We start from the raw sequence: 24,068 nt of genomic DNA on the forward strand, positions 1-24,068 counted from the left end.
TCACAAGTTCGTCGTAGCGTGCTAGAAACCGAAACCATGACACCAGCACCAGCGCTGCCCGGGCTGCACCACCATCTCCCGCCGCCCGTCGTGGCCGACGACGCCGAGCCGGTCCACGCCGACCTGGTCGTCTACGGCGCGACCTCCGGCGGCGTCACCGCCGCCGTCCGCGCCGCCCGTGAGGGCCTCTCCGTCCTGCTGCTCGCCTTCGACGACCACCTCGGCGGGATGAGCGCCGCCGGGCTCGGCACCACCGACGTCGGCCGCCCCGACACCGTCGGCGGGCTCGCCCGCCGCTTCTACGCCGACGTCGCCGCCGCCTACCACGCCGCCGATCCACACTGGAGCGTCGAGGCGCACGTCGCCGAGGAGATCTTCGCCCGCTGGCTCGACGAGGCCGGCGTCGCCGTCCGCCACCACCAGCACCTGAGCGGCGTCACCATGGCGGCCGGCCGGATCGTCGAACTGCGCACCGACGACGGCAACCGCTACCGGGCTCCGGTCTACGTCGACGCGTCGTACGAGGGCGACCTGATGGCGGCGGCCGGGGTGTCGTACACGGTCGGGCGGGAGTCCCGGGACACCTACGGTGAGCCGCTGGCCGGTGTCCAGCACAGCGTCAACCACCAGTTCGAGCTCGACGTCGACCCGTGGATCGAGCCCGGCCGGCCGGCGAGCGGCCTGCTGCCCGGCATCAGCCCCGACCCCTACGGCGAGGTCGGCGACGGCGACCGGCGGGTCCAGGCGTACAACTTCCGGCTGCACGTCACCACGTCGGCGCGGCGGCTGCCGTTCCCCGAACCCGACGGCTACGACCCGGACCGTTACGAACTCCTCCGCCGCTACGTCGAGGCCGGCGGCTACGAACTGTTCGGCCGTACCACCGAGGTCCGCCCCGGGGTGTTCGACATGAACAACCACGGCGCGTTCTCCTCCGACCACATCGGCGCCAACTACGACTGGCCGGAGGTCGACCACGCCCGCCGCGAGGAGATCTTCCAGGACCACGTCCGCTACCAGGCCGGGCTGCTGTTCTTCCTGGCCAACGACCCCCGGCTGCCCGACAAGATCCGCACCGCCACCCGGGAGTACGGGCTCGCGCCGGCGGAGTTCCGCGGCACCTCGCACTGGCCGCACCAGCTCTACGTGCGCGAGGCCCGCCGGATGGTCGCCGACCACGTGGTCACCCAGCACGACGCCGCCGGCCGGGCGACCGCACACGACCCGCTCGCCCTCGCCTCGTACGTGATGGACTCGCACAACGCCAAGCGGGTCCTGGTCGACGGGCGGCCGCGCAACGAGGGCAACGTGCAGCACCCGGTCACCGTCCCGTTCGGAGTGCCGTACCGGGCGATCGTGCCGCGCCGCGGCGAGTGTGCCAATCTGCTCGTCACGTGGGCGGTGTCGGCGTCGCACATCGCGTTCGCCTCGGTACGGATGGAACCGGTGTTCATGATGGTGGGGGAGGCGGCCGGCTGCGCGGCGGCGCAGGCGGTGGCCGGATCGGTCGCGGTGCAGGACGTCGACTATGAGACCCTGCGCAAGGCTCTGCTCCGCGGCGGCGCGGTGTTGACATGGCCACCGTCGGCATGACCGGAGGGGAAAAGGGCGTGACGAAGCGACGGGGGAACGGTTCGCGTCAGTCCGACATCGCCCGCGAGGCGGGCGTGTCGCAGTCCACTGTGTCCATGGTGCTGCGCGGCTCCGGCGACCTGAGCCGGATCTCGCCGGAGACCCAGCGCCGGGTGATCAATGCCGCCCGCCGCCTGCGCTATCCGACGAACGCCCCGCAGCAGCGCGACGGCGCCGAGCGGCGGGCCACGCCGTACCTGCTCGGCGTGCACACCTTCGAGCCGATCTTCCCGACCAGCGCCTGGGACTACTACTTCGAGTTCCTGCAGGGCATCGAGGAACAGGCCGGCCTGGAGGGCTGCAACCTCGTGCTGTTCACCGCGTCCCGCGACGAGGACGGCGTCCGCCGCATCTACCGCGACGGGGTCAGCACGCTGCGCCAGGCCGCCGGCAGCGTACTGCTCGGCCACCACGCCAACCGTGACGACCTGGTGCAGCTCGCCCAGGACGGCCACCCGTACGTCTACATCGGACGACGGGAGATTCCCGAGGCCGACCTGTGTTACGTCGGCGGCGACTACCGGTCGGCGACCGGCCGGATCGTCGACGACCTGGTGGCGATGGGCCACCGCGGCTTCGCCTACCTCGGCGAGGCGATCCGCCACGAACCGCAGGTCGACCGGTGGGACGGGTTCTCGGCGACGCTCGACCGCTTCGGGCTGCCGGTGCCCACCCCCGCGTTCGTCCACCCCGACCAGCTGACCGCCCAGTGGCTGGACGCGGCGCTGGCCGGCGGTGCCACCGCGATCCTGGTCGAGTCGGTCGGCCTGCTGCGGGTCCTCGCCGCGATGGCCGGACTGCGCGGGCTGACGATCCCGGCCGACGTCTCCGTCGTGCTGCTCGTCGACGACCAGGGCGGCGAGTTCAGCCCCGGACAGTGGGCCTCACTCCGGGTCCCGCGCAACGCGATGGGCCGGCGCGCCGTACGCCTGCTGGCCGGCCTGCTCGCCGACCCGACCGGGGAGCACGAACGGCAGGTCCTGCTGCCGTGCGCGCACCACCTGGCGCCCACCGTCGCCCCGCCCCGGGCGTCCACCTGACCGCGGCGAGCGAAGATCCGCGTGATCAGGGAGTACGCCGCGCGTGTCGTCGGCGGGTCGGGCCGGAATTTCCCTGATCACGCGGATCATGGCGCGGCAGGACCACGCCGTCCGGCAGCGCCGGTCAGCCCTGGTCCGGCCCTTCCGGCACGGCCCGGCGGAGCACCTCGCGGGCGGCGCGGACCACGGCCCGGTCCAGCATCTGGCCGCTGGCCTGGGTGGCGATCCCGGTCCCCTGCCGCTCCGCCGCGGCCAGCGCGTCGACCACCTCGCGGGCCGCGGCGATCTCGGCCGCCGAGGGGGTGAAGACCTCGTTGATCGTGGCGAGCTGATCGGGATGCACGGCTGTCCGGGCCCGGAAGCCCTGCCGCAGCAGCGCCCGGGTGGTGCCGGCCAGCCGGTCCGGGTCCCGCAGCACCGTCTCGACCGGCCCGACCGGGGCGGTGATCCCGGCCGCGGCCGAGGCGACGACCACCTGGGACCGGATCGGAGCCAGCTCCGCCCCGTCCGGTCCCGGCTGGACGCCGATCTCGCCGGCCAGGTCCGCCTCGCCGAGCCCGAGCCGGAGCACCCGGGGCGCCGACGTGATCTGCTCCAGCCGGAGCACGCCCCGGGCGGTCTCGATCAGGGCGACCAGGCCGAACGTACGGTCGGCCAGGCCGAGCCGCCGCTCCGCCGCGGACAGCGCCGCGTCGACGGTGGCGAGCAGTTCCGGTTCCGCCTTCGGCACCCAGACCCCGGTCAGCGCCGGGCCGGCCACCGCGGCCACGTCCTGCTCGACGCGGTCGCTGTTGATCCGTACCCAGAACCGGCCGTCGGGCGGCGCCGCCAGGTACGCGGCGGCGGCGGCCCGGGCCGAGTCCTTGTTCGCCGGGGTGACCGCGTCCTCGAGGTCGAGGACGAGGGCGTCGGCCCCCGGCCGTGTGCCTTGGCGAGCAGCCTCTCCCGGTCGGCCGGGACGTAGAGATAGCTGCGGGCGACCGGGTCCACCGCGGCTACCGGCCCGACCGGGAGACGTACCGGCCGGTGGGTTCGCCGACCACCCGGCCGGCGGCGAGCACCTGCCGGCCGCGCAGGAACGTGTCGGTGACCCGGGCGGTCATCTTGAAACCCTCGAACGGGGTGTACTCCTGCGTCGACTCGGAGTCCTGGGCCCGGACGACCCACGGGGTGCCCTCCTCGACCAGGCAGAGGTCGGCGTCGTAGCCCTCGGCGAGCGCGCCCTTGGCGGTCAGGCCGAACCGTCGCGCCGGGTTCCACGACGTCAGCTGCGCGACCCGCTGGTGCGACAGGCCCCGTCGGGCCGCCTCGGTGAGCAGGCCGGGCAGCAGGTACTCGGCACCGCCGAAGCCGGACTTGGCCACGAAGATGTCGTCCCGGGGCTCGCCGAACTTCTGCTCGTCGCGGCAGCAGGCGTGGTCGCTGACCACCCAGTCGATCTCGCCGTCGAGTACGTGTGTCCACAGTGCCTCGACGTCGTCGCGCGGCCGCAGCGGCGGGTTGACCTTGCCGCCGAGCCCGTGTGCGGTGGTGATGTCGGCGACCAGGTGCCCGATGGTGACCTCCCGGCGGAAGTCGATGTGCGGGAACGCCCGCGCCATGCGCAATGCCGCGTCGACCGCCTTCGCCGACGACAGGTGCAGCAGGTTGATGTTCGGCAGGCCGGTCTCGTGCGCCAGGTAGGCGGCGATCGACACCGCCAGCCCTTCGGAGTGCGGCGGCCGGGAGGCGTGGTAGGCGGCCAGCCCGGACAGTGTGCCCTCCTCCTCGACCAGCTTCGTGTACGCGCTCATGATCTCGGCGGTCTCGCAGTGCAGCGACAGCGAGATCTGGTCGGCCAGGTCGGGGAACCGTTCCCGGACCGCCTGTACGCCCCGCATGACGAACTCGAAGTGCGCGTAGTCGTAGCGCTCGCCCTCGGGGATCATCAGGAACGAGTTCTGGTCGGCGGAGCGGCCGTGCAGGCCGTGGCTGCCGTAGAACATGAAGATCTTGAACGAGGTGACCCCGGACTCGACCAGGTGGGGGAGTTCGGAGATGTGTTCCCGCGACATCGGCGCGAGGTGGAAGGCGTAGTCGACGTACGACCGGCCGTCCGCCGCCGCCAGCACCTCGGGGAAGAAGTCGGCGTACGCGCCGCCCCGGTTCAGGTAGTACTGGCCGGTCCGCATGTAGTTCAGTGCGGTCGTCACCCCGCCCTGCGCGCTGGCGCGGCTCTCCGACGCGGTGTCCTCCGGCAGCGGGTTGTAGATCCCCCAGTGCTGGTGGGCGTCGACGACGCCGGGGAAGGCGAGTTTGCCGCCGCCGTCCACCACCGACCTCGCGGTGGCGGGATCGATCCCGGGCGCGATCCGCGCGATCCGGCCGTCGACCACGCCGATGTCGGCCAGCCCGGGTTCGGCGCTGTCGTGCCGGACCACCCGTACGTTGCGCAGCAACAGTTCGAACGCCGTCATGGTGTCTCCTCAAGGTCGATGACCGGACCCGCGGCCAGGGCCATCAGTACGTCGATTCCGGCCGCCCGGTCGAGGCGGGCGACCTCCGCTTCGATCAGTTCCACGGTCGCGGCCGGCAGCCGGCCCGCGACGTTGTCCCGGAACTTCGTCGCCAGTTCCGCGTCGGACAGCGGCCGGTCCGGCCCGCCCCGGTTGGTGAGCACCTCCTCGACCCATTCCGCGCCGTCGCGGGTGCGGACCCGCAGCACGGCCGGGAACTGGTTCGGGAAGATGGCGTCGCACCGCTCGTCGGGCACCACCTCGACCCGGGCCATCAACGCCCGGCGGCGCGGATCCCGGGCCAGGTCGTCGGTGAAGTCGCCGAGCCCCACACCCAGCCCGCCGCCGCCGAGCAGCCCGGCTACGACCGCGTACGGGCCGCTGAACTGCGCCTGGTAGCCGGTCTCCGGCGCCCGCTTGACCTCGATCGGCTGCCCGATCGTGCGGATCACCGCGGTCGGCGCGCCGAGCGTGATCGTCTCGATGTCGTCGACGTCCAGCCCCCGGGCGCGCAGCGCCGTCGCGGCGTCGATCGCCGCGTGCGTGAAGTGGTTCGCCGGGTACGGCTTGAAGAAGATCCCGGGCACCGACCAGTCGGTGCCGAGTCCGTCGGTGACCGCCGTCGGGTCGTACTCGCCGCGCAGGAACGCCTCGAAGAAGCCGAACCGCCCCTCCAGCACCGTCGGCGGGCCGGTGATCCCGTGCCGGGCCAGCAGTGCCGCGCTCACCGCCGAGTGCGCCGACCATCCACAGTGGATGCGCTTGACGGTGCCGCCGGTGCGGTTCGCCTCGATCAGCCCGGACGCCATCGACGCGGCGACGCCGAGCGAGTCCAGGATGCCGTCGGCGGAGAGCCCGAGCAGCCGGGCCGCGGCGACCGCGCCGCCGAGCGCCCCGCAGATCGAGGTGGCGTGCTGCCCGTGCTCGAAGAAGACCGAGTTGCCGGCCTTGAGGTCGTAGCCGGCCATGCCGAGGCGTACGCAGACCTCCAGGCCCACCGCGACCGCGGCGACGGTGTCCCGGCCGGACGCCCCGGCCAGTTCGGCGGCGGCCAGCGCGGCCGGCACCACTGCCGCGCTCGGGTGCAGCACCGACGGCAGGTGGGTGTCGTCGTAGTCCAGCGAGTGCGCCAGCACCCCGTTGCCGAACGCGGCCAGCGCCGCCGGCACCGGCTCGGCCAGCCCGATCACCCGGGCCTGCCCACGGCCGCCCTGCTCGGCGACGTACGCCAGCGCGGCCCGGCTGGTCGGCAGCGGACCGGCCGCGACGCACAGCCCGAGGATGTCCAGGATCCGCTTGCGGACGCTGTCGACGACCGGCCCGGGCAGCGTGTCGTAGCCGGTGCCGGCGGCGAAGTCGGCGAGCCTCCGGGCCAGGGTCTCAGCCACGGGAGACCACCGCCAGCGGTCGGACCGGCGAGCCGGTGGCGCCGAACAGCGGCAGCGGCGCCAGGACGAAGGTGAACTCGTGCACCCCGGCGGCGGCGATCCCGTCGAGGTCCATCGCCTCGATCAGATAGATGCCGTGCTCGACCAGCAGGATCCGGTGCGCCGGCAGCGAACTGTGTCCGGCGCCAGGGGCGAGCCGTTCGAAGGCGATGGTGTCGGCGCCGGCGGCGTGCACCCGCCGGTCGGCGAGCCACCGGGCGCCGTCCGCGCCGACCCCGGGTACGCCGGAGTCGTGCCCGACGTACCTGGTCCGGTCCGGATCGTCGAAGTGCCGGCCCCACCCGGTGCGGATCAGCGCCACGTCGCCGGCCCCGACCGGCGTGCCCTGGTGGGCCACCGTCGCGTCGAGGTCGTCGGGGGTGATCTCGTACCCGGCCGGGCTGGACTCCTGCCCGAGCGCGGCCGGTACGTCCAGCAGCACGCCCCGGCGGACCATCGGCGCGATCGTGTGCGCGCCGAGTTCGACGTACCGGCCGCCGGCCCCGGCCGCCGCCGCGTCGGCGCCGCCGTGCAGCCGGCCGTCCTGCGAGACGTGGGCCAGCGCGTCGACGTGCGTGCCGACGTGGGTGCCCATCACGAGCAGGTCGTTGGCCGCGGAACCGCCGTCGGCGCGCACCATGTCGCCGTGCCGGCGGGGCAGGGTGAGCAGGAACGCCGGATGGTTCGGCGACTGCGGCATGCCGAAGAAGAGCCGCCGGCCGAGGTCGTAGACCTCGACCCCGTCCTTCACGGCGGCGAGCAGGCGGTCGGTCGTGGTGGTGTGGCTGGTCGCGGTCACGGTTCCTCGCGTTTCTGTACGTCGCGTCGCCGACGGCTGGATCGCCGCCGCCGCCACGCGACCGGTGGGTCGGCTGTCGCCGCGTCGGGACAGGGGTCCGCGTCGCTAGGCGACGATCTGACGGCTGCGGAGGTCGGCGATCTCGGACGGGTCACACCCGAGCTCGTCGACCAGCAGGGATTCGGTGTCGGCGCCGGGCGCCCGGCCGGTGAACCTGATCCGGCCCGGCGTCCGCGCCATCCGCCACATGACGTTGTGCATCCGCATCGGGCCGAGGTCGGGGTCGTCCACCGTGGTGATCATCTCGGTCGCCTGGACGTGCGGGTCCTCGACGATGTCCTGGGCGGTGTAGACCGGCGCGACGGCCGCGCCCACGGCGGCGAAGGCGTCGGCGACCTCGTCGCGGGTCCGCTCGCCGATCCAGGCGCCGACGTACCCGTCGAGCTCGTCGGCGTGCGCGGCCCGCCCGGCACCGGTGCGGAACCACGGTTCGTCGATCACCTCGGGGTGGCCGACCAGGTGCAGCACCCGTTCGGCGATGGTCTGCGCGCTGGTCGAGACGGCGACCCAGGCGCCGTCCTTGGTCCGGTAGGTGTTGCGCGGCGCGTTGTTGACCGACCGGTTGCCGTTGCGGGTGCCGACGACGCCGAGCTGGTCGTAGACGGTCGGGCCGGGGCCGACGGCGGTCATGATCGGTTCGAGCAGGTTCATGTCGATGACCTGCCCGGTGCCGGCGGTGTCGCCGGCGTCGGGTCGGTCCCGGTGCCACAGCGCCATCATCACCGCCGACGAGGCGGCGATCCCGCAGATGCTGTCGGCCAGCCCGAACGCCGGCAGGGTCGGCGGCCCGTCGGGTGCGCCGGTCAGGTGGGCGAAGCCGCTCATCGCCTCGGCGAGGGTGCCGAACCCGGCCCGGGCGGCGTACGGCCCGGTCTGCCCGAACCCGGTGATCCGCACGATCACCAGGCGCGGGTTGACCCGGTGCAGCTCGGCCGGGCCGATGCCCCAGCGCTCCAGCGTGCCCGGCCGGAAGTTCTCCACCAGCACGTCGGCCCGCTCGGCCAGGCGCAGCAGCAGCGCCGCGCCGTCGGGTGCCGAGAGGTTGAGGCCGATCGTCCGCTTGTTGCGCGAGATCTCCTTCCACCACAGTGGATGGCCGTCCTTGGCGCTGCCGTGCCCGCGCATGCTGTCGCCGGCCACCGGGTGCTCGACCTTGACCACGTCGGCGCCGAAGTCGCCGAGGATCTGGCAGCACAGCGGTCCGGCGAGGATCGTCGAGATGTCGAGAACCCGGAGTCCTTCGAGCGGTCCGTCACCCACGGGTACCTCCCACACGGTCAGTCTGTTCGGTTGAGCGAAACGCCATTCCGCTGAACAGAATCGTCGTCATCCTAAACACGCTCACGTTCGAAGGACCAGGGGTTGCGGGTCCGAAACCGCCCCGCCACGGGCCCCCGCCTGCCGCGGCGCCGTACGGAAGCCGATCTCGGCCGAGATCTCGGCGGCGGCCTCCGCGACCAGCGCCCCGTGCGCCGCACACGTCCGCGGATCGAACCGGTCCTGCGGCCCGCACAGCGACAACGAACCGAAGACCTGCCCGGTCGAATACCGCACCGCGGCCGCCACACTGCCCGCCCCGGACTGCCGCTCACCGAGACTGACCGCGAAACCCTGCTCCCGGATCCGGGCGATCTCCTCGCGCAGCCGGGTGACCGAGGTGATCGTCGCCGGCGTCACCCGTTCCAGCCCGTGGTTGTCGAGGTAGTCCTCGATCTCCGCGTCCGGCAGGGCCGCCAGAATCGCCTTCGACGACGAACCCGAGTGCAACGGATGACTGGTCCCCAGCGACACCGACATCCGCACCTCGTGCGGCGACAGCACCTGGTCGACGTACACCCGCGACCAGCCCTGCCGCATCGACAGCGTCGCCGTCTCCCCGGTGCCCCGGACCAGCCGCACCATGTAACGCCGGGCGATGTCCGGCACGTTCAGCGCCCGCAACGCGGCCAACCCCACCGCCAGCGCCCCCGGGCCGAGCCGGTACTGCTTGGTCTCCTCGTCGAAGCCGAGGAAACCGTCGCCGACCAGCTCCTTGAGGATCCGGTGCGCCACCGCCTTGGGCAGCTCCAGCTCACGCGCGATCGTCGACACGCCCAGCGTCTGCGGCGAGCGTTCGGCGATCATGTTGATCACCGCGAGCGCCCGGCCCAGGCCGGAACGGGTACGGCTGTCCTCGCTGTCGATGGCAGTTGAGATGGTCATCGAGATCCTCGCTGTCTGTCCGATGTGTGCCAGGCCGGCAAACCGGAGCCTAGGTGGGTGCCGCCGGTGGAGGGGGCGACGAGGGCGACCGCGTCCGGGGACGTTCCACCGCCACGACCAGGGCCACCGAGGCGAGTACGAACACCCCGGCGAGCGCCTGCCGGCCGGTCAACCGCTCATCGAGCACCATCATCCCCAACCCGACCGCGACGACCGGATTGACGTACGCGTACGTCGCGACGAGCTGCAACGGCGCGTTGCGCAGCAGCCAGGCGTAGACGCTGTACCCGACGACCGTGCCGACCACCAGCAGATAGCCCCACGCCAGCCACGACCGCCCGGTCACCTCGGCCGGCCGCAGCCGGCCCAGCTCACCGGAGAGCACGGCGACCAGCGCCACCGCCAGCCCACCGACCAGCATCTGCCAGGCGATGCCGACCAGCGGATCCGCCGGCTGCGCCAGCCGCTGCGACAGCCACGAGCCGACCGCCCAGATGCCGCTGCCCAGCAGCACCGTCAACGTGCCGGCCAGGTGGATCCCGGTGCCCGGCGCGACCAGCAGCACGGCCAGTCCGGCCACCCCGCCCAGCACCCCGACCAGCACCGGCGCCGCCGGCCGCTCACCCGAACCGATCCGCAGCCCCAGCACCCACAGCGGCACGGCGGCCACCACCAGCGACGCCAGCCCCGAGTCGATGTACTGCTGGCCGACCGCCAGCAGCGTGCTGCCGGCCCCGATCAGCAGGATCCCGGTGACCGCCACACCGGCGAACTCGGCCCGGTTCGGCACCAGCCGCGCCGGGTTCCGCCGCAGCCGGGAGATCAGGAGCAGCACCACCGCGGCGAGCAGGAACCGGCCCGCGGTCATCACCATCGGCGGCAGACTCTCCAGCGCCACCCGGTTGCCCAGGTAGGTCGAACCCCACAGCGTGTAGATCAGGGCGAGCCCCGTCAGCAACGCCGCGCGCCCCCCGCCCCGGCCACCGCCGACGGCGGTGGCCGGGCCCGGAAGGTACTCAGTCCTGACCATCGACCCGGATCGTCACCGGAGTGTTGCCGCGAACGGCGTTCGAGTACGGGCACAGCAGGTGCGCCGCGGCCACCGCACGCTCCAGGTCCGCCCGGGGGCACGACGGCGCGCTCACCGCCAGCAGTACGGCGATCGCGTATCCGCCACCGTCGGTGGTGCCCAGCGACACCGAGGCGGTCACCTCGGTCGGCCCCAACGTGATCCGCTCCCGCCGGCCGACCGCCGCGAGCGCGCTGTCGAAGCAGGCCGCGTAGCCGGCGGCGAACAACTCCTCCGGATCGGTGCCCGGGGCGTCCGGGCCACGCTCCGCCGGCCGGGTCAGTGTCGCCCGGAACGAGCCGGTGAGCGACTCCGCCCGCCCGCCCCGACCACCGGAGACCCGCACCGACGCGGTGTAGACCGTGTCCCGCGGTGCCGCCGTCGCCGCCCCGGCCGGAATCTCCACGCTCACGGCGTCACCTCGCTGTGCTCGGCGTCGCCGTGTTCAGACCTGTGCTTGATGGTTCGCTCGCTGCGCTCGCTCACGGCGTCACCTCGCTGCGCTCGGCGCCGCCGTGTTCAGACCTGTGCTTGATGGTTCGCTCGCTCACGGTGCCACCTCGCCGAGCACCTGGGCGGCGACCGCGTCGGCGAACGCCTCCGGCTGCTCGTCGGCGACGAAGTCCGTGCCGCCGGGGATCGTGACCAGCGGCGCGTGCGGCAGCGCCGCCGTCACCACCGGCGTCATCCGGTCCACCAGATCGTCGCCGCCGTGCAGCAGCACCGTCGGGATCGCCGCCAACGCGTCCGTGTCCATCCGGTGCGCGAAGACCGCCCGGTACGCGGTCGCGTAGTCCGGCCCGGTCATGAGGTACTCCGCCACCTGCCGGTCCGCCTCCGCCGGGGTCAGCCGCGGGTACAGCCCGTACACCCGGTCCCAGATCACCCGCAGATGGCTGCCGTCGCGGTCCGGGAGGTAACCCGGCGCGTACGACTCCACCTTGGACTTCCGCTCGGCCTCGTCGTACAGCGGCAGGCCCTGCAGGATCAGCCGGTGCACCCGGCCGGGCGCCAGCAGCGCCGCCTGCGCCCCGATGACCGCTCCGGTGTGCTGGCCGAGCAGATGCACCGCGGTCAGGCCCAGGGCGTCGGCGATCTGCCACACCGCGTCGGCGTACTCCGGGATGGACCACGGCCGTGGCGGCGGATCCGACATCCCGAAGCCGGGGGTGTCGACGGCGACCGTCCGCACTCCGCGCTCGGCCAGCGGTTCCAGCACCGCGTCGTACGTCGCCGACGACAGCGGCGACTGGTGCAGCACCAGCAGCACCGGCTGGTCCGGCTTGCCGCCGTGCCGGTAGTGCACCTGCCCCCACGGCAGATCCACGTACCCCCGCCGGCCGTCTCCCCTGAACCTGGTCACGCCCTTCCCCCCATCGCCGCCATGACCTCGATCACGTGCCGGATGCCGTCCCGGTAGTCGTCGAGCCGGATCTGCTCGTTCGGACCGTCCACACCGGAGTCGGCGCGGGACACCCCGACGCCGACGATCGGCCGACCGGCCAGCACCCCCTGGTTGCCGATCCACTGCGTGTACGGCTCGACCACCGGCTCGGTGCCGTACACCCGGCGGGCCGCGTCGGTGACCAGGGTGACGAACGGGTCGCGGTGGTCGGTCAGGTTCGGCCGACTGGTCGCCATCACCTCGATGTCGACGTCGGAGAAGCCGCTGTCGGCCAGGTGCTTGCGCACCGCGTCCAGCACCTGGCCCGGATCCTGGCCGGCGATCAGCCGGATCTCGACCTTGGCCCGGGCCAGCGACGGGATGCCCAGCGTCACGTCGTCGCGCATGTCGCCGCCTTCGAACCCGGCGACCGTCAGCGTCGGCACGGTGCGGATCGCCACCGCCGCCTGCCGGTCGTCGAGTCCGCCGAGGAAGCCGGTCACCCCGGCCCGGCCCCGCAGGAAGTCGCCGTCGAACGCGACCTCCGCCAGCAGGTCACGTTCGGCGTCGGTCACCGGCCGCGCCCCGTCGGCGAAACCGGGTACGAGCACCGTGCCGTCCGGGCGCTGCAACGCCGCCAGGGCGGCCGCCAGCCGGGTCGTGGCCGACGCCAGCAGGATCGTGTTCTGGCTGGTCAGGTCGCGCGGCAGGGTACGCACCGACAGCCGCAGGTAGAGCACGCCCTTCTCGCTGAGCTTCAGCAGCGGCCGGCCGTCCGCGTCGATCCAGGAGTTCTCCCACAGGGTGCCGTCGCTGGTCAGCCGGTCGGCGTGCGCCTCGACGAACGAGCCGAGGCCGGGGGAGTGCAGCCACTGCTTGCCCTCGATCAGGTAACGGCTGGTCACCGGTGGCGTCAGTCCGGCCAGCCGCCACGCCGCGGCGGCGTGGATCCGGGACATCAGCGCGCCCTTGTCGTCTGCGACGCCACGGGCGTAGAGCTTCCCGTCGTGGATCTCCGCCGCGTACGGCGGGCTGATCCAGTCGGCGTCGTCGCCGGCCGGCTCGACCTCCACGTCGTAGTGGTTGAAGTGCAGCAGCGACCGCTGCCCGCCGGCGATCTCGCCGAGGACGTACGGGTGCGAGTCGGACCACGGCACGATGTCGGCGGTGCCGCCCCAGCGGCGTACCGATCCGGCGATGAACCCGGCGGCGGCCGCCATCTGCTCCGGCTCCTGCCGCCGGCTGCGGATCCGGCACAACTGTTGCAGCTCGTCGACGAAGGTGTCGAAGTGCGCGTCGACCGCGTCGAGGACCGCCCTGGTGTCCGGCGATGACATGGTTGCTCCTTCGCAGGGGTGTGGTCAGTGGATGGTGACGCCGCCGTCGACGAAGACCGTCTGGCCGGTGGTCATGGCCGCGGCGTCACTGAGCAGGAACGCGACGGCGTTCGCGACGTCCTGCTCGCCGGCCATCCGGCCGAGCGGGATGGTGGCCAGCTTGGCCGCCAGATAGTCCGGATCGTCACGCAGGTCGCTGGTCATGTCGGTGGGGACGATGGTGGGGCCGACCGCGTTGACCCGGATCCGGTCGGGTGCCCATTCCAGCGCCAGCACCCGGGCCATGTGCATGACCCCGGCTTTGCTGACGCAGTAGCCGAGAGTGTCGAGCACCGCGATGTGCCCGTTGGTCGAGCCGATGTTGACCACCGACCCGCCGCCCGCGCGCAGCGCCGGGTACGCGGCCCGGCACATCCGGAACGTGCCGGTCAGATTGACGTCGAGGACGTCGGTGAAGTCCTGCTCCGACATCGTGGCGGCCGGCCCGCGCCGGACCACGCCGGCGTTGTTGACCAGCAGGTCGAGCCGGCCGTGCCGGTCGAGGACGGCGGCCACGAGGTCGGCGCACGAGGCGGCCGACCGGACGTCGACCACGTGCCGGCTGTGCGGGGCGGACAGCTCGTCGGCTGCCCACCGGTCGGGCTCGACGACGTCGGCCTGCGCGACCGTCGCCCCGCGTACGGCCAGGGTCGCCGCGATCCGCGCCCCGATGCCCCGGGCCGCGCCGGTGACCAGCGCGACCCGCCCGTCGAACCGATTCGGGTCACCGGTTCGCTCGCTCACGCGCCCACCTCGCTCCGCTCGGCGGTCGCGCGAGTTCCACTGAGCTTGCCGGTTCGCTCGCTACGCTCGCTCACGCGCCGATGACCTTGGTGTCCTCGGCCCAGAACGCGACCTTGCGCTGGACCAGCCGGATCACGAAGTGCGCCAGCAGACCCATCACCGACAGCACGACCAGCACCGCGAACATCCCGGCGATGTCGAAGTTGTAGTTGGTCTGCAGGAGCAGATAGCCCAGCCCCTCCTTGGCGCCGATGAACTCACCGACGACCGCGCCGAGGATCGCGAAGACGATGCCGATGTCGAGCCCGGCGAAGATGAACGGCAGGGCGCTGGGCAGCCGGACCATCCGGAAGATCTGCATCTTGTTGGCGCCGAAGACGGTCAGCATCTGGATCTTGTCGGCGTCGGCGGCCCGCAGCCCCTCGATCACGTTGACCAGCATCGGGAAGAACGAGATCACCGCGGCCATCACGATCTTGCTGGTCAGGCCGAAGCCGAACCAGACCACGAACAGCGGCGCCAGCGCGACCTTCGGCACCGTCTGGAAGGCCACGATGTACGGCATCAGGGTGGCCTCGACGATCTTGATCTGGGAGATGAACGTGCCCAGCAGGACCGCGGCGCCGACCCCGATGGCGAAGCCGACCAGCGCCTCCTGGGTGGTCACCCACAGGTGTCCCCAGAACAGGTCGTCGTTGAGCTGCAACCACAACGCGTCGACGATCTGCGTCGGGCGCGGCAGCACGTACTCGTCGACGCCGAACACCTGGACGCCGTACTCCCAGAGCAGGACGACCACGACGAAGACCGTCGGGACCAGCCAGAGCTGCGGGCGTTCCCGCAGGTCGAGCCGCCGGGTCCTGGCGGGCTCCGGCGCGGGTGGCACGGGCCCGGTACGCGGGCGGTCCGGTGCCTTCACAGGATTCGTTGTTGCCATGACGACACCCCGTCAGTCGATAACGCCGGCGGCGTTGAAGTGGCGGCGGATACGTTCCACGTACACCCCGGCGCGGTCCGAGGACATCACGCCGAGTTCCCGTGGCCGCTCCAGGTCGATGGAGATGATCTCGGCGATCCGGCCGGGACGCGGGCTGAGCACGACGACCCGGTCGGAGAGGAAGACCGCCTCCGGGATCGAGTGGGTGACCAGTACCGCCGTCTGCCCGCTCTCCCGCCAGATCCGCAACAGCTCCACGTTCATGTACTCGCGGGTCATCGCGTCCAGGGCGCCGAACGGCTCGTCCATCAGCAGTACGGCGGGGTCGTGCACCAGGGCCCGGCAGATCCCGGCCCGCTGCTGCATGCCGCCGCTCAGCTCGTGCGGGTACTTCCGTTCGAACCCGTCCAGGCCCACCATCTCCAGCAGTTCCTGGGCCCGCTTGCGGTGCCGGGCCGGGTCGAGTTTCTGCACCTCGGCCGGCACCATCACGTTGTCGAAGATGGTCCGCCAGGGCAGCAGGGTCGGTGCCTGGAAGACCATCCCGACCTGGGGCAGCGGCTTGGTCACCTCCTGCCCGGCGATCCGGACCGTGCCCTGGGACTTCGGGCTCAGCCCGGCCAGGATCTTCAGCAGGGTGGTCTTGCCGCACCCGGAGGGCCCGACGACCGAGATGAACTCGCCGCGCCGTACGGTGAAACTGACGTCGCTCAGCGCGAGAGTCGGTTCGGACTTGCGGGGCTGGTACAGCTTGTGCAGGCCGTCGACCTCGATCCAGGCGCTCTCGTCGACCGTGGCGGGCGTCGGCAACTGGCGGGTCGCAGTTCGGTAGGCCATCGGGTTCCCTCCGGGTGTCGGTCGGCTAGTTCGCGGTGTAGCTGCCGGCCTGCTGCAGCACCGCGGCCTTGTCGAACTCGTTGGCGCCGCTGAGCAGGCTCGGATCCCACACCTCGCCCAGGTCGACGTCACCGGTGATCTGACCGGCCTCCTTGGTGTAGGCCATGGTCTTGTTCCACTCCTGGTCGCTGATCGCGCCCCAGTCCGGGAACTCCTCCGGCGTACCGGTCGCCGGGGTGGCCGTCTTCAGCCACGCCACGAGGCTCTTGGTGTCGGCCTCGATCCGCGACTCGGCCGACTGCCCGCCGAGGATCTGCGGGAACACCTTGTAGCCGATCCGCATCGCCGCCTCGGGGTTCTTCGCCGAGAAGAGCATCGCCTTGTACGAGGCCCGCAGGAACCGGGTGTTGACGTCGGTGCTCTCGTCGAACGAGCGGGCGCTGACCGCCCACGACAGCGACCGGATGCCGGTCAGCGAGTCGGGGTTGGTCAGGTACTTCAGCTGGGTCCCGGTGCTCTCCATGACCGCGTACGCCTGCGTGTACAGCGCCAGCGCGTCGACCTGGCCGCCGTTGAGCGCCGTCGCGGCCGGCGCGCCGACCCCGACCGGGAGCAGTTCGACGTCCTTCTCCGGGTCCAGGCCGGCGGCCCGGACGTACGCCCGCGCGTACGGCGCGGAGCCGGACGCCAGGCTGATCACGCCGATCTTCTTGCCGCGCAGGTCGGCGCCGCCGGCGATCGGGCTGTCCGGCTTGACCGCCATCACCCACGGCCAGTTCTGCACCAGCCCGCCGACCGCCTTGACCGGCACGTTCTTCTCGACCGCGCCGAGAACCGAGCCGCTGTCGGCGGCGGTGACGTTGGCGCTGCCGGACGCGACCGCCTGCAGCGCGGCCACCGAGCCGTCGGTGTTGATGGTCTCCACCGTCAGGTTCTCCTCGGCGTAGTAGCCGAGTTCCTGGGCGACCGCGTACGCGGCCACCTCCTCCTTCGGTCCGATCACCGCGGAGGCGATGGCGAAGGTCAGCTTGGCCGGGCTTCCGTCGGCACCGCCGGTGCCGGAGTCGCCGCTGTTGCAGCCGGTCAGTACGAGGGCGGCGGCGAGGGCCCCCACGAACACCCGTATTCCATGTCTCATCTCGAAATACCTCGTCACGAGTCGGGATCGGCGGTGGCCGGTCGTTCGACGGCCAGGTCGTTGTAGACGTGCTGTTCGGTGATCAGCCCGTCCTGGAGGAGGAACACGTCCGCGTAGCGGATGCGGTCGAAGGGCTCCCCGTCGTTGCCCTCCCCGTAGAGCGTCCCGAGCGAGGTGACACAGATCCGGTCGCCCTCGGTCCCGACCAGGTACCGGTCGCGGTGCTTGCGCACCCAGCGGTACCGTCCGGTCGCGGCGGCGGCCATCTCGGTCAGCGAACCGAAGACCCGGCCGCCCGGAAAGACGATCAGCGCACCGGGGGCGAGCAGCCGCCCGGCCTCGGTCAGCTCGCGGTCCTCGCAGAGCTGTAGATAGCGGTCGATCAGGCCGGCCGGGTCCTCGGTGCCCATCAGCGGGCGCGGCCGTCGATCGCGGCTTCCCACTGGTTGCGCAGCGGGTGCTCGGCCGGCCCGTCCTCGGTGAGGATGCGGATCAGCCGGGCCTGCAACCCGTCGCGGTCGGCGTCGAACGCCACCCGCTCGGCGCCGGTCGGCGCGAACCCGTCGACGGCGTCGGCGTCGAGCTGGCCGCCGCGCACCAGCAGCGTCTCCAGCGCCCGCACCCGCTGCCGGGTGACGTGCAGGTCGGTGGCGAGCTGGAGAACCAGGTCGAACAGCTTGCTGGTCTTCGGGTCGCCCAGGTAGTCGAACTCGGTGCTCATCATGCCTCCGGCTTCGTGGCGGAAAGGACCGCCCAGGGGAAGTGCCACTCGACCCGGTCGCCCCAGCCCTCCGGCCGTACGCCGTGGGTGCGCTCGTCGAAGGGGGTCCAGGAGGCGTCGGTGAGACCGGCCTGCGCGCAGATCTCCAGCAGGTCGCTGCCGAACAGCGCGTGGAAGAAGGGTTCGTTGTTGCGTTCGGCGTGCTCGTACACCGTCGCGTCGCGCAGCGGGTCGCCGGTGAGCTGGAACTCCAGGAACCGCAGGGCGCCACCGGGCTTGAGCAGGCGGGCCGCCTCGACGATGGTTTCCCGGATCGCCTCGGCCGGCATCTCGTGCAGGACCATCGTCCCGGTCACCACGTCGCAGCTGTCCGCCTCGATGCCGGTGGCGCGGCCGTCGGCCTGCCGGAAGTCGATCGCCAGGCCGGCGGCCTCGGCCTCGGCGTGCGCCAGCCGCAGCCCGGGGGCGGCGAAGTCGACGCCGATCACCTCCGCGCCCGGATACCTGCCGACCAGCGGGCGGGTGCTCTTGCCGAATCCACAGCCGATGTCGACGACCCGGGTCGCGCCGGGTACGTCCGGCAGCGCCGTGTCGGTGAACAGCGTGTGGAACTTGTAGCCGTCGTTGTCGCGCAGCATCACGATCCGGGCGCCGAACTCGTACACGTACGCCGACAGGTCGTCCGAGAAGAATCCGCCGGGCTGGATGTGGATGTCGTAGTCGGTGTACCAGGACGGCAGGTCCAGGCCGGCGTCGAGCGCGAGGTTGCCCTTCGGCCGCTCCGGCCGGGCGAGCTGGTCGACCAGTTCGTCGGCGCGGCGCAGGACCGCGTCGCCGGCCAGCTTCCACAGCATCTTCTGCTGGACCCGTTCCAGGTGGCTGAACCACGGATAGAGCGGCAGGTCGCGCAGCCGGGTCCCGGCGTCGCCGATGGTGGCCGCCGGCTCGCCGGTGGCGCGGTACTCCTGCGTGAGCGCCGGGTAGACGGTGTCGGCCCAGCGCTTGCGCAGGTTCAGTACGAAGTCGACGGCGGAACGCTCGTCCAGGGTGAGCCGTTCCTCGACATCGAACATGTCGGGTCTCCTGTCTGGTCGGTCGGTCTGGTCATCTCGGTCGGGGCGGGGTCGGCCCGGTCGGGGCCGCGACGCCGCCGGCCGGTGCGGGGCGCCCGGTCAGTGGGCGAGCAGCACCCGCTGGGCGGGGCCGGTGTCGTGGCGGCCGAGGAACGCACCGGCCAGGCGTCCCTCGTAGACGGCTTCGAAGGCGGTGCGGGGCGCGTTGGCGTCGCCGACCAGGTGGACCCGTGGTCCGTCCGGCCGGGACTCCAACGCCCGGTAGAGGTCGTCGTCGGCGGTCGCGGCGCCGGCGTCGACGACGGCGGTGACGCCGGCCAGCGGCTCCGCCTCTGCGGTCATCGGGTCGACCAGCTCCACCGAGGACGGTCCGGCGCCGCGCACCGTACGCATCAGGTGCAGCCGTACGCCCACCTGGCGGAACCGGTCGAGCAGGGCGAGTTTGGAGTAGGTGGTGATCCGGGCGCTGACGCCGGCGGTCGGCGAGACCAGGTGCACCCGGGCGCCGAGCCGGGCGAGCTGCTCGGCGACCGAGGCCGCCGCCCAGGTGCCCTCGTCGTCGAGCACCACCACGTCGCCGGTGAGCGGTGCGGCCGGATCGACCAGGTCGGTGACGGCGGTGGCGAGGTCGAGCACCGGCGGGCCGCCGGGCAGTTCCCGTCGCGCCGGCCGGGCGCCGGTCGCCACGATCACGTCCTGGAAGTCGCCGGCGAGCACGCCGGGCGCGTCGATCCGTTCGCCGAGGCGTACCTCGACGCCGGCGGCCGTCACGGCGCGGGCCAGGTCGTCGGTGAGCAGGCCGAGCCGTTCCCGGCCGGGGACGCGGGCGGCCAGGGTGACCTGCCCGCCGAGCCGGTCGCCGGCCTCGGCCAGGGTCACCCGGTGGCCGGCGCGGGCGGCGCTCAGCGCCGCCTCCAGGCCGGCCGGCCCGCCGCCGACGACGAGTACCCGGCGGGCGGTGCCGGCGGACCGGTCCGACCAGGCGTCCGCCCATTCGCGTTCGGCGCCGACCTCCGGGTTGACCACGCAGGAGATCGGCAGGCCGCTCTCCAACCGTCCGATGCAGCCCTGGTTGCAGGCCAGGCAGGAGCGGACCTCGTGCTGCCGGCCGGCCATCGCCTTGCGCACGAGGTGTGGGTCGGCGATGTGCGGGCGGGCCAGGCCGACCAGGTCGGCGTCGCCGGCCGCGACCAGTTCGGCCGCCTCGGGCAGGCTGTCGAGCCGGCAGACGGCGAGCACCGGCAGGTCCGGGAACTCGCGTGTGAACAGGGCCGCGTGGTGGCGGAACGGGGCGTGCCCGAAGCTCATGTCGGCCATCTGCGTCGCCAGCGAGTAGCTGCCGTGGTAGGCGGAGTGGCTGACGTGGACGAACGCCAGCGGGAACTCGGCGCGCAGGGTCGCCACGATCTCCACCACGGCGTGCGGGTCGAGGCCGCCGGGCAGGAACTCGTCGGCGCTGACCCGCAGGCCGACCGGCAGATCGCCGGCGGCCGCGAACACCGCGGTCAGCACCTCGCGGGTCAGCCGCAGCCGGTTGGCCGGGCTGCCGCCGTACGCGTCGTCGCGCAGGTTGGTCCTGGGGGAGAGGAACTGTTGCAGCAGGTGGCCGTGTCCGGCGTGGACCTCGAGCCCGTCGTACCCGGCTTCGCGCATCCGGCGGGCGGCGGCCGCGAACGCGGCGACGACCACCGCGATGTCGGCGTGGCCCATCGCGTGCGGCACGTGGGCGCCGGTGGCCCACGGCAGCGGCGAGGCGGACCAGGCCGCGGTGCGGGTCGCGTCGCCGTTGGCCTGTCGCCCGGCGTGCATGATCTGGGCGAAGAGGGCTGCCCCGTGTTCGTGTACGGCGTCGGCGACGGCGGCGTACACGGGGATCGACGAGTCGTCGAAGCTGCCGAGGCTGATGTGCCGCCCGGCGCTGGTCGGGTGGACGCGGATCGCCTCGGTGACGATCAGGCCGACGCCGCCGGCGGCCCGTTCGGCGTGGTAGGCGGCGTGCCGTCGGGTGGGTTCGTTGGCGCGGCCGAAGTTGGTGGTGTGTCCTGGTACGAAGACCCGGTTGCGTAACGCCACCCGGCCAAGTTGGACCGGCGTGAAGAGCCGGTGCAGATTATCGACGGCCATGTCCGGACCCCCTCTCGAGGCTGTCCCGCTTGACCGAGCGGCGCTGGCGGTGTTCCGATCCGCCGTACGCCGTTCGATTGAGGGGAACGCTAGAGCGGGGTCTGATGGCCAGTCAACAGTTCGTCGATTATTAACTTTGTGTAGCTGCCCGGTGGCTGGAGCCCGCCGCCGTGGTTGCCCTGCGTGATGTTCTGCCCTGGTCAAGGGCATGCTGCCGACAGGTTCCAAGGTGTCGGCCGCAGGTGTGCGACGGCTGGGGGATCTCGGAGAGGGTGGCGGCGCCCGCTGACCGGCGTTCGGCCTGGAGGTCCATGGTGTCGATGCCGTATCCGTGTCGCCCGGCCGGTGGGGGACCCGGTCTCGAATTCACATCGTCTTGTTTCAATTGCTTCTGTCATTGGATTTACGAATGGAGCAGGCTGCTCAAGAAAGGGCAACTGATCGGCAACGGTCAATTTATCAATGGCTTCTAGCGTTCTTGCTGCGCCGGAAACGACGCCCGTGCGGCGGCAGCCGCGACGGGCGACCACCGCCGGCCCGACCCACCCAGCAGCGCCCGATCCGACCGTCCACCGGGCCGGACGGGCCCGAAGGAGGAACGCGCATGTCAGCCCATCCCACCACCGCCCGGCGCCTCGGTGCCGTGGCCGCGGCCCTGCTCGCCGGCGCGGTCGCCGCCACCGTCACCGGGTCACCGGCCGCGGCGGCACCGCCCACCGCCGAGATTCTCGGCGCGGCCAGCGCCGACGCGATCAGCGGCAGCTACATCGTCGTGTTGAAGGACGGCCAGCGCGTCGACGCCACCGGCGCCGCCCGGCTCACCGCCCGCTACGGCGGCAGCGTCGACCGGGTCTACGGCCGTACCGTCAACGGCTACGCGGCCACCCTCGACGAGCGCGGCGCCCGCCGGCTCGCCGCCGACGCCGCGGTCGCCTACGTCGAGCAGAACCAGCGCGTACGGTCCACCGCCACCCAGACCAACCCGCCGTCGTGGGGGCTCGACCGCATCGACCAGCGCAACCTCCCGCTGAACAACTCCTTCACCTACGGCCCCAGCACCGGCGTCCGCATCTACGTCGCCGACACCGGAATCCGGATCACCCACCAGGACTTCGGTGGCCGGGCGTCGTACGGCTACGACGCCGTCGACGGCGACCTCATCGCCTCCGACGGCAACGGTCACGGGACGTTCGTGGCCGGCGTCGCCGCCGGCACCTCGTACGGCGTGGCGAAGAATGCCCAGGTCATCGCGGTCCGGGTGCTGGACAACAACGGCTCCGGCACCACCGCCGGGGTCATCGCCGGCGTCGACTGGATCACGGCGAACGCGGTCCGTCCCGCGGTCGCCAACCTCAGCCTCGGCGGCGGGGCCAGCACCGCGCTCGACAACGCCGTCCGGCGCTCGATCAACGCCGGGATCACGTACACCATCGCGGCCGGCAACTCCGGCGTCCCGGCGGCCAACACCTCCCCGGCCCGGGTCACCCAGGCCCTCACCGTCGGCGCGACCAACCGCACCGACACCCGCCCCACCTGGTCCAACTACGGCACGGCGCTCGACCTGTTCGCCCCCGGCGTCGACATCACCTCGGTCTGGCGGACCAGCAATACGGCGACGTACACCGGCAGCGGCACCTCGTTCGCCGCACCGTACGTCGCCGGGGCCGCCGCGATCTATCTCAGCGGCAACCCGACGGCCGCGCCGGCCACGGTCAACTCGGCCGTCGTGTCGGCGGCGACCACCGGCGTCGTGATCAACCCGGGCGCCGGCTCGCCCAACCGCCTCCTCTACATCCCCCCGCTCGGCTGATCCCCGGCGGGCCCGCGACCCGGTCCCGCCCGTACCGCTCCCATCCCGACGGCCCCGGCACCCCGTGCCGGGGCCGTTCCGACCGCCGGCTGCCGCCCCGCCCGCGCCGGCAGGCGTGAACCGCGCTATTGCGGGAATGTGCGCCGCGCCGCCGGTGACCGGCGGCACCACCGGCGGACCGAGGAGAGGGCGAATGGGCGGTCGGAACAATGGGCGGTAGAGACTCGATGGACGTCCGTTCGGTGACGGATGCCCTCGGCATCCAGCGGGAATCCGAGGACCGCGCACCCCAGTCGTCGGCCCGCGTCCTGGGCTGGCTCAGCCTCGGCCTGGGCGTCGCCGCCCTCGCCGCGCAGCCGTCGGTCAGCCGGCTCTGCGGTGTCGACGACTCCCCGGCGGCGCGGACCGTGCTGCGACTCGCCGGCGCCCGGGAACTCGGCACCGCGGCGGCGCTGCTGATCCCGCGCCGGGCCCGGTGGGGGATGTGGGCGCGGGTCGCCGGTGACGCCGTCGACCTGGCCGCGTGCGCCATGGCGATGCGGGACCGGCGGGGCGACCGGCGGCAGCGCCTGACGTACGCGACGCTGGCGGTCGCCGGCATCGCCGCCGTCGACCTCCACACGGCCGTACGCGCCACCCGGGGCGCCCGGCGCACGACCGGTGACCGCGTCCGCGCCTCGGTGACGGTCAACCGCAGCGTCGAGGACACCTACCGCTTCTGGCACGACTTCGAGAACCTGCCGCGTTTCATGTACCACCTCGAGTCGGTGCGGATGGACGGTGACGGAAGATCGCACTGGACGGCGAGGGCACCCGCCGGGCAGACCGTCGACTGGGAGGCGGAGCTCGTCGACGACCGCCCCAACGAGCTGATCATGTGGCGCTCGGTCGCCGGCGGCGGGCTGCCGAACTCCGGCTGCGTGCGCTTCGTCCCGGCCGGCGGCGGGCGCGCCACCGAGGTACGGGTCGAACTCGGGTTCACCGCGCCGGGCGGCAGGTTCGGCGCGCGGATCGCCAAGCTCTTCGGCGAGAACCCGCACCAGCAGATCTGCGACGACCTGCGGCGGTTCAAACAGGTCATCGAGACAGGCGAGATCACCCGGTCCGACGGCAGCCCGGACGGGACCAGCCTGCGACAGCAGATGATGCAGCGCCCGGCGCAGCCGCTCGCGACGCGTTGACCGGAAGGTGGGGGAGAAC

Annotated in this window: 21 protein-coding genes and 1 pseudogene; 4 read left to right on the top strand and 18 right to left on the bottom strand. The window is 72.5% G+C overall.

Features of this window, described 5'->3' with window-relative positions; genetic code table 11:
- Window positions 1-36 precede the first annotated feature (36 nt).
- Together Prubr_RS27015 and Prubr_RS27020 are read left to right on the top strand one after the other, a co-directional pair.
- Window positions 37-1,593 (top strand): FAD-dependent oxidoreductase, encoded by a 1,557-nt coding sequence (locus tag Prubr_RS27015; protein WP_212817714.1) that lies wholly within the window; start codon window positions 37-39, stop codon window positions 1,591-1,593.
- Between the two features lie 17 nt (window positions 1,594-1,610).
- Complete coding sequence (locus tag Prubr_RS27020) at window positions 1,611-2,672, top strand: LacI family DNA-binding transcriptional regulator (RefSeq protein WP_212817715.1); 1,062 nt, start codon at window positions 1,611-1,613, stop codon at window positions 2,670-2,672.
- Window positions 2,673-2,796: 124 nt separating this feature from the next.
- On the opposite strand, the pseudogene Prubr_RS27025 reads toward Prubr_RS27020, so the two are convergent.
- From Prubr_RS27025 to Prubr_RS27110, 18 genes and pseudogenes are all read right to left on the bottom strand, one after another.
- Window positions 2,797-3,549 (bottom strand): annotated as a pseudogene (locus Prubr_RS27025) (HpcH/HpaI aldolase/citrate lyase family protein); the annotation flags it as partial.
- Window positions 3,550-3,667: 118 nt separating this feature from the next.
- On the bottom strand, window positions 3,668-5,128 hold the full coding sequence (locus Prubr_RS27030) for a dihydroorotase (RefSeq protein ID WP_212817716.1): 1,461 nt from the start codon (window positions 5,126-5,128) through the stop codon (window positions 3,668-3,670).
- Window positions 5,125-6,555, bottom strand: coding sequence for an MmgE/PrpD family protein (locus Prubr_RS27035; protein WP_212817717.1), 1,431 nt, complete (start codon window positions 6,553-6,555; stop codon window positions 5,125-5,127). The genes Prubr_RS27030 and Prubr_RS27035 overlap by 4 nt, the downstream gene beginning before the upstream one ends.
- On the bottom strand, window positions 6,548-7,393 hold the full coding sequence (locus Prubr_RS27040) for a cyclase family protein (RefSeq protein ID WP_212817718.1): 846 nt from the start codon (window positions 7,391-7,393) through the stop codon (window positions 6,548-6,550). The genes Prubr_RS27035 and Prubr_RS27040 overlap by 8 nt, the downstream gene beginning before the upstream one ends.
- A gap of 105 nt (window positions 7,394-7,498) precedes the next feature.
- On the bottom strand, window positions 7,499-8,713 hold the full coding sequence (locus Prubr_RS27045; protein ID WP_212817719.1) for a CaiB/BaiF CoA transferase family protein: 1,215 nt from the start codon (window positions 8,711-8,713) through the stop codon (window positions 7,499-7,501).
- Between the two features lie 81 nt (window positions 8,714-8,794).
- Window positions 8,795-9,655, bottom strand: a complete 861-nt coding sequence (locus Prubr_RS27050; RefSeq protein ID WP_212817720.1) for an IclR family transcriptional regulator — start codon at window positions 9,653-9,655, stop codon at window positions 8,795-8,797.
- A gap of 49 nt (window positions 9,656-9,704) precedes the next feature.
- Window positions 9,705-10,685: an EamA family transporter gene (locus Prubr_RS27055; protein WP_212817721.1), complete on the bottom strand. Its 981-nt coding sequence runs from the start codon at window positions 10,683-10,685 to the stop codon at window positions 9,705-9,707.
- Complete coding sequence (locus Prubr_RS27060; RefSeq protein WP_212817722.1) at window positions 10,672-11,136, bottom strand: Ohr family peroxiredoxin; 465 nt, start codon at window positions 11,134-11,136, stop codon at window positions 10,672-10,674. The genes Prubr_RS27055 and Prubr_RS27060 overlap by 14 nt, the downstream gene beginning before the upstream one ends.
- Window positions 11,137-11,271: 135 nt before the next feature.
- Complete coding sequence (locus Prubr_RS27065; protein WP_212817723.1) at window positions 11,272-12,087, bottom strand: alpha/beta fold hydrolase; 816 nt, start codon at window positions 12,085-12,087, stop codon at window positions 11,272-11,274.
- A complete protein-coding gene (locus Prubr_RS27070) occupies window positions 12,084-13,445 on the bottom strand; it encodes a M20/M25/M40 family metallo-hydrolase (protein ID WP_212817724.1) in 1,362 nt (453 codons plus the stop codon). Before Prubr_RS27070 ends, Prubr_RS27065 begins: the two co-directional genes overlap by 4 nt.
- Before the next feature lie 24 nt (window positions 13,446-13,469).
- On the bottom strand, window positions 13,470-14,228 hold the full coding sequence (locus Prubr_RS27075; protein WP_212817725.1) for an SDR family NAD(P)-dependent oxidoreductase: 759 nt from the start codon (window positions 14,226-14,228) through the stop codon (window positions 13,470-13,472).
- A gap of 70 nt (window positions 14,229-14,298) precedes the next feature.
- Window positions 14,299-15,165: an ABC transporter permease gene (locus tag Prubr_RS27080; RefSeq protein ID WP_212817726.1), complete on the bottom strand. Its 867-nt coding sequence runs from the start codon at window positions 15,163-15,165 to the stop codon at window positions 14,299-14,301.
- Between the two features lie 12 nt (window positions 15,166-15,177).
- Window positions 15,178-16,002, bottom strand: a complete 825-nt coding sequence (locus Prubr_RS27085; protein WP_212817727.1) for an ABC transporter ATP-binding protein — start codon at window positions 16,000-16,002, stop codon at window positions 15,178-15,180.
- A 25-nt stretch (window positions 16,003-16,027) separates the two neighbouring features.
- The gene (locus Prubr_RS27090) at window positions 16,028-17,140 is read right to left on the bottom strand and encodes an ABC transporter substrate-binding protein (protein WP_212817728.1); all 1,113 of its coding nucleotides are present in this window, start codon (window positions 17,138-17,140) and stop codon (window positions 16,028-16,030) included.
- A 14-nt stretch (window positions 17,141-17,154) separates the two neighbouring features.
- On the bottom strand, window positions 17,155-17,550 hold the full coding sequence (locus tag Prubr_RS27095) for a DUF4440 domain-containing protein (protein ID WP_212817729.1): 396 nt from the start codon (window positions 17,548-17,550) through the stop codon (window positions 17,155-17,157).
- Entirely contained in the window at window positions 17,550-17,861 is a 312-nt protein-coding gene (locus tag Prubr_RS27100) for a hypothetical protein (protein WP_212817730.1), read from the bottom strand. The genes Prubr_RS27095 and Prubr_RS27100 overlap by 1 nt, the downstream gene beginning before the upstream one ends.
- Window positions 17,861-18,934: a class I SAM-dependent methyltransferase gene (locus Prubr_RS27105; RefSeq protein WP_212817731.1), complete on the bottom strand. Its 1,074-nt coding sequence runs from the start codon at window positions 18,932-18,934 to the stop codon at window positions 17,861-17,863. The genes Prubr_RS27100 and Prubr_RS27105 overlap by 1 nt, the downstream gene beginning before the upstream one ends.
- A gap of 99 nt (window positions 18,935-19,033) precedes the next feature.
- Complete coding sequence (locus tag Prubr_RS27110) at window positions 19,034-21,058, bottom strand: oxidoreductase (protein ID WP_212817732.1); 2,025 nt, start codon at window positions 21,056-21,058, stop codon at window positions 19,034-19,036.
- 604 nt (window positions 21,059-21,662) lie between these two features.
- Between Prubr_RS27110 and Prubr_RS27115 the strand changes: the two genes are divergently transcribed.
- Window positions 21,663-22,868: a S8 family peptidase gene (locus tag Prubr_RS27115; protein WP_212817733.1), complete on the top strand. Its 1,206-nt coding sequence runs from the start codon at window positions 21,663-21,665 to the stop codon at window positions 22,866-22,868.
- Between the two features lie 227 nt (window positions 22,869-23,095).
- Complete coding sequence (locus tag Prubr_RS27120) at window positions 23,096-24,049, top strand: SRPBCC family protein (protein WP_212817734.1); 954 nt, start codon at window positions 23,096-23,098, stop codon at window positions 24,047-24,049.
- Window positions 24,050-24,068 lie beyond the last annotated feature (19 nt).

It is taken from the genome of Polymorphospora rubra, assembly GCF_018324255.1.
Classification (GTDB): Bacteria; Actinomycetota; Actinomycetes; order Mycobacteriales; family Micromonosporaceae; genus Polymorphospora; species Polymorphospora rubra.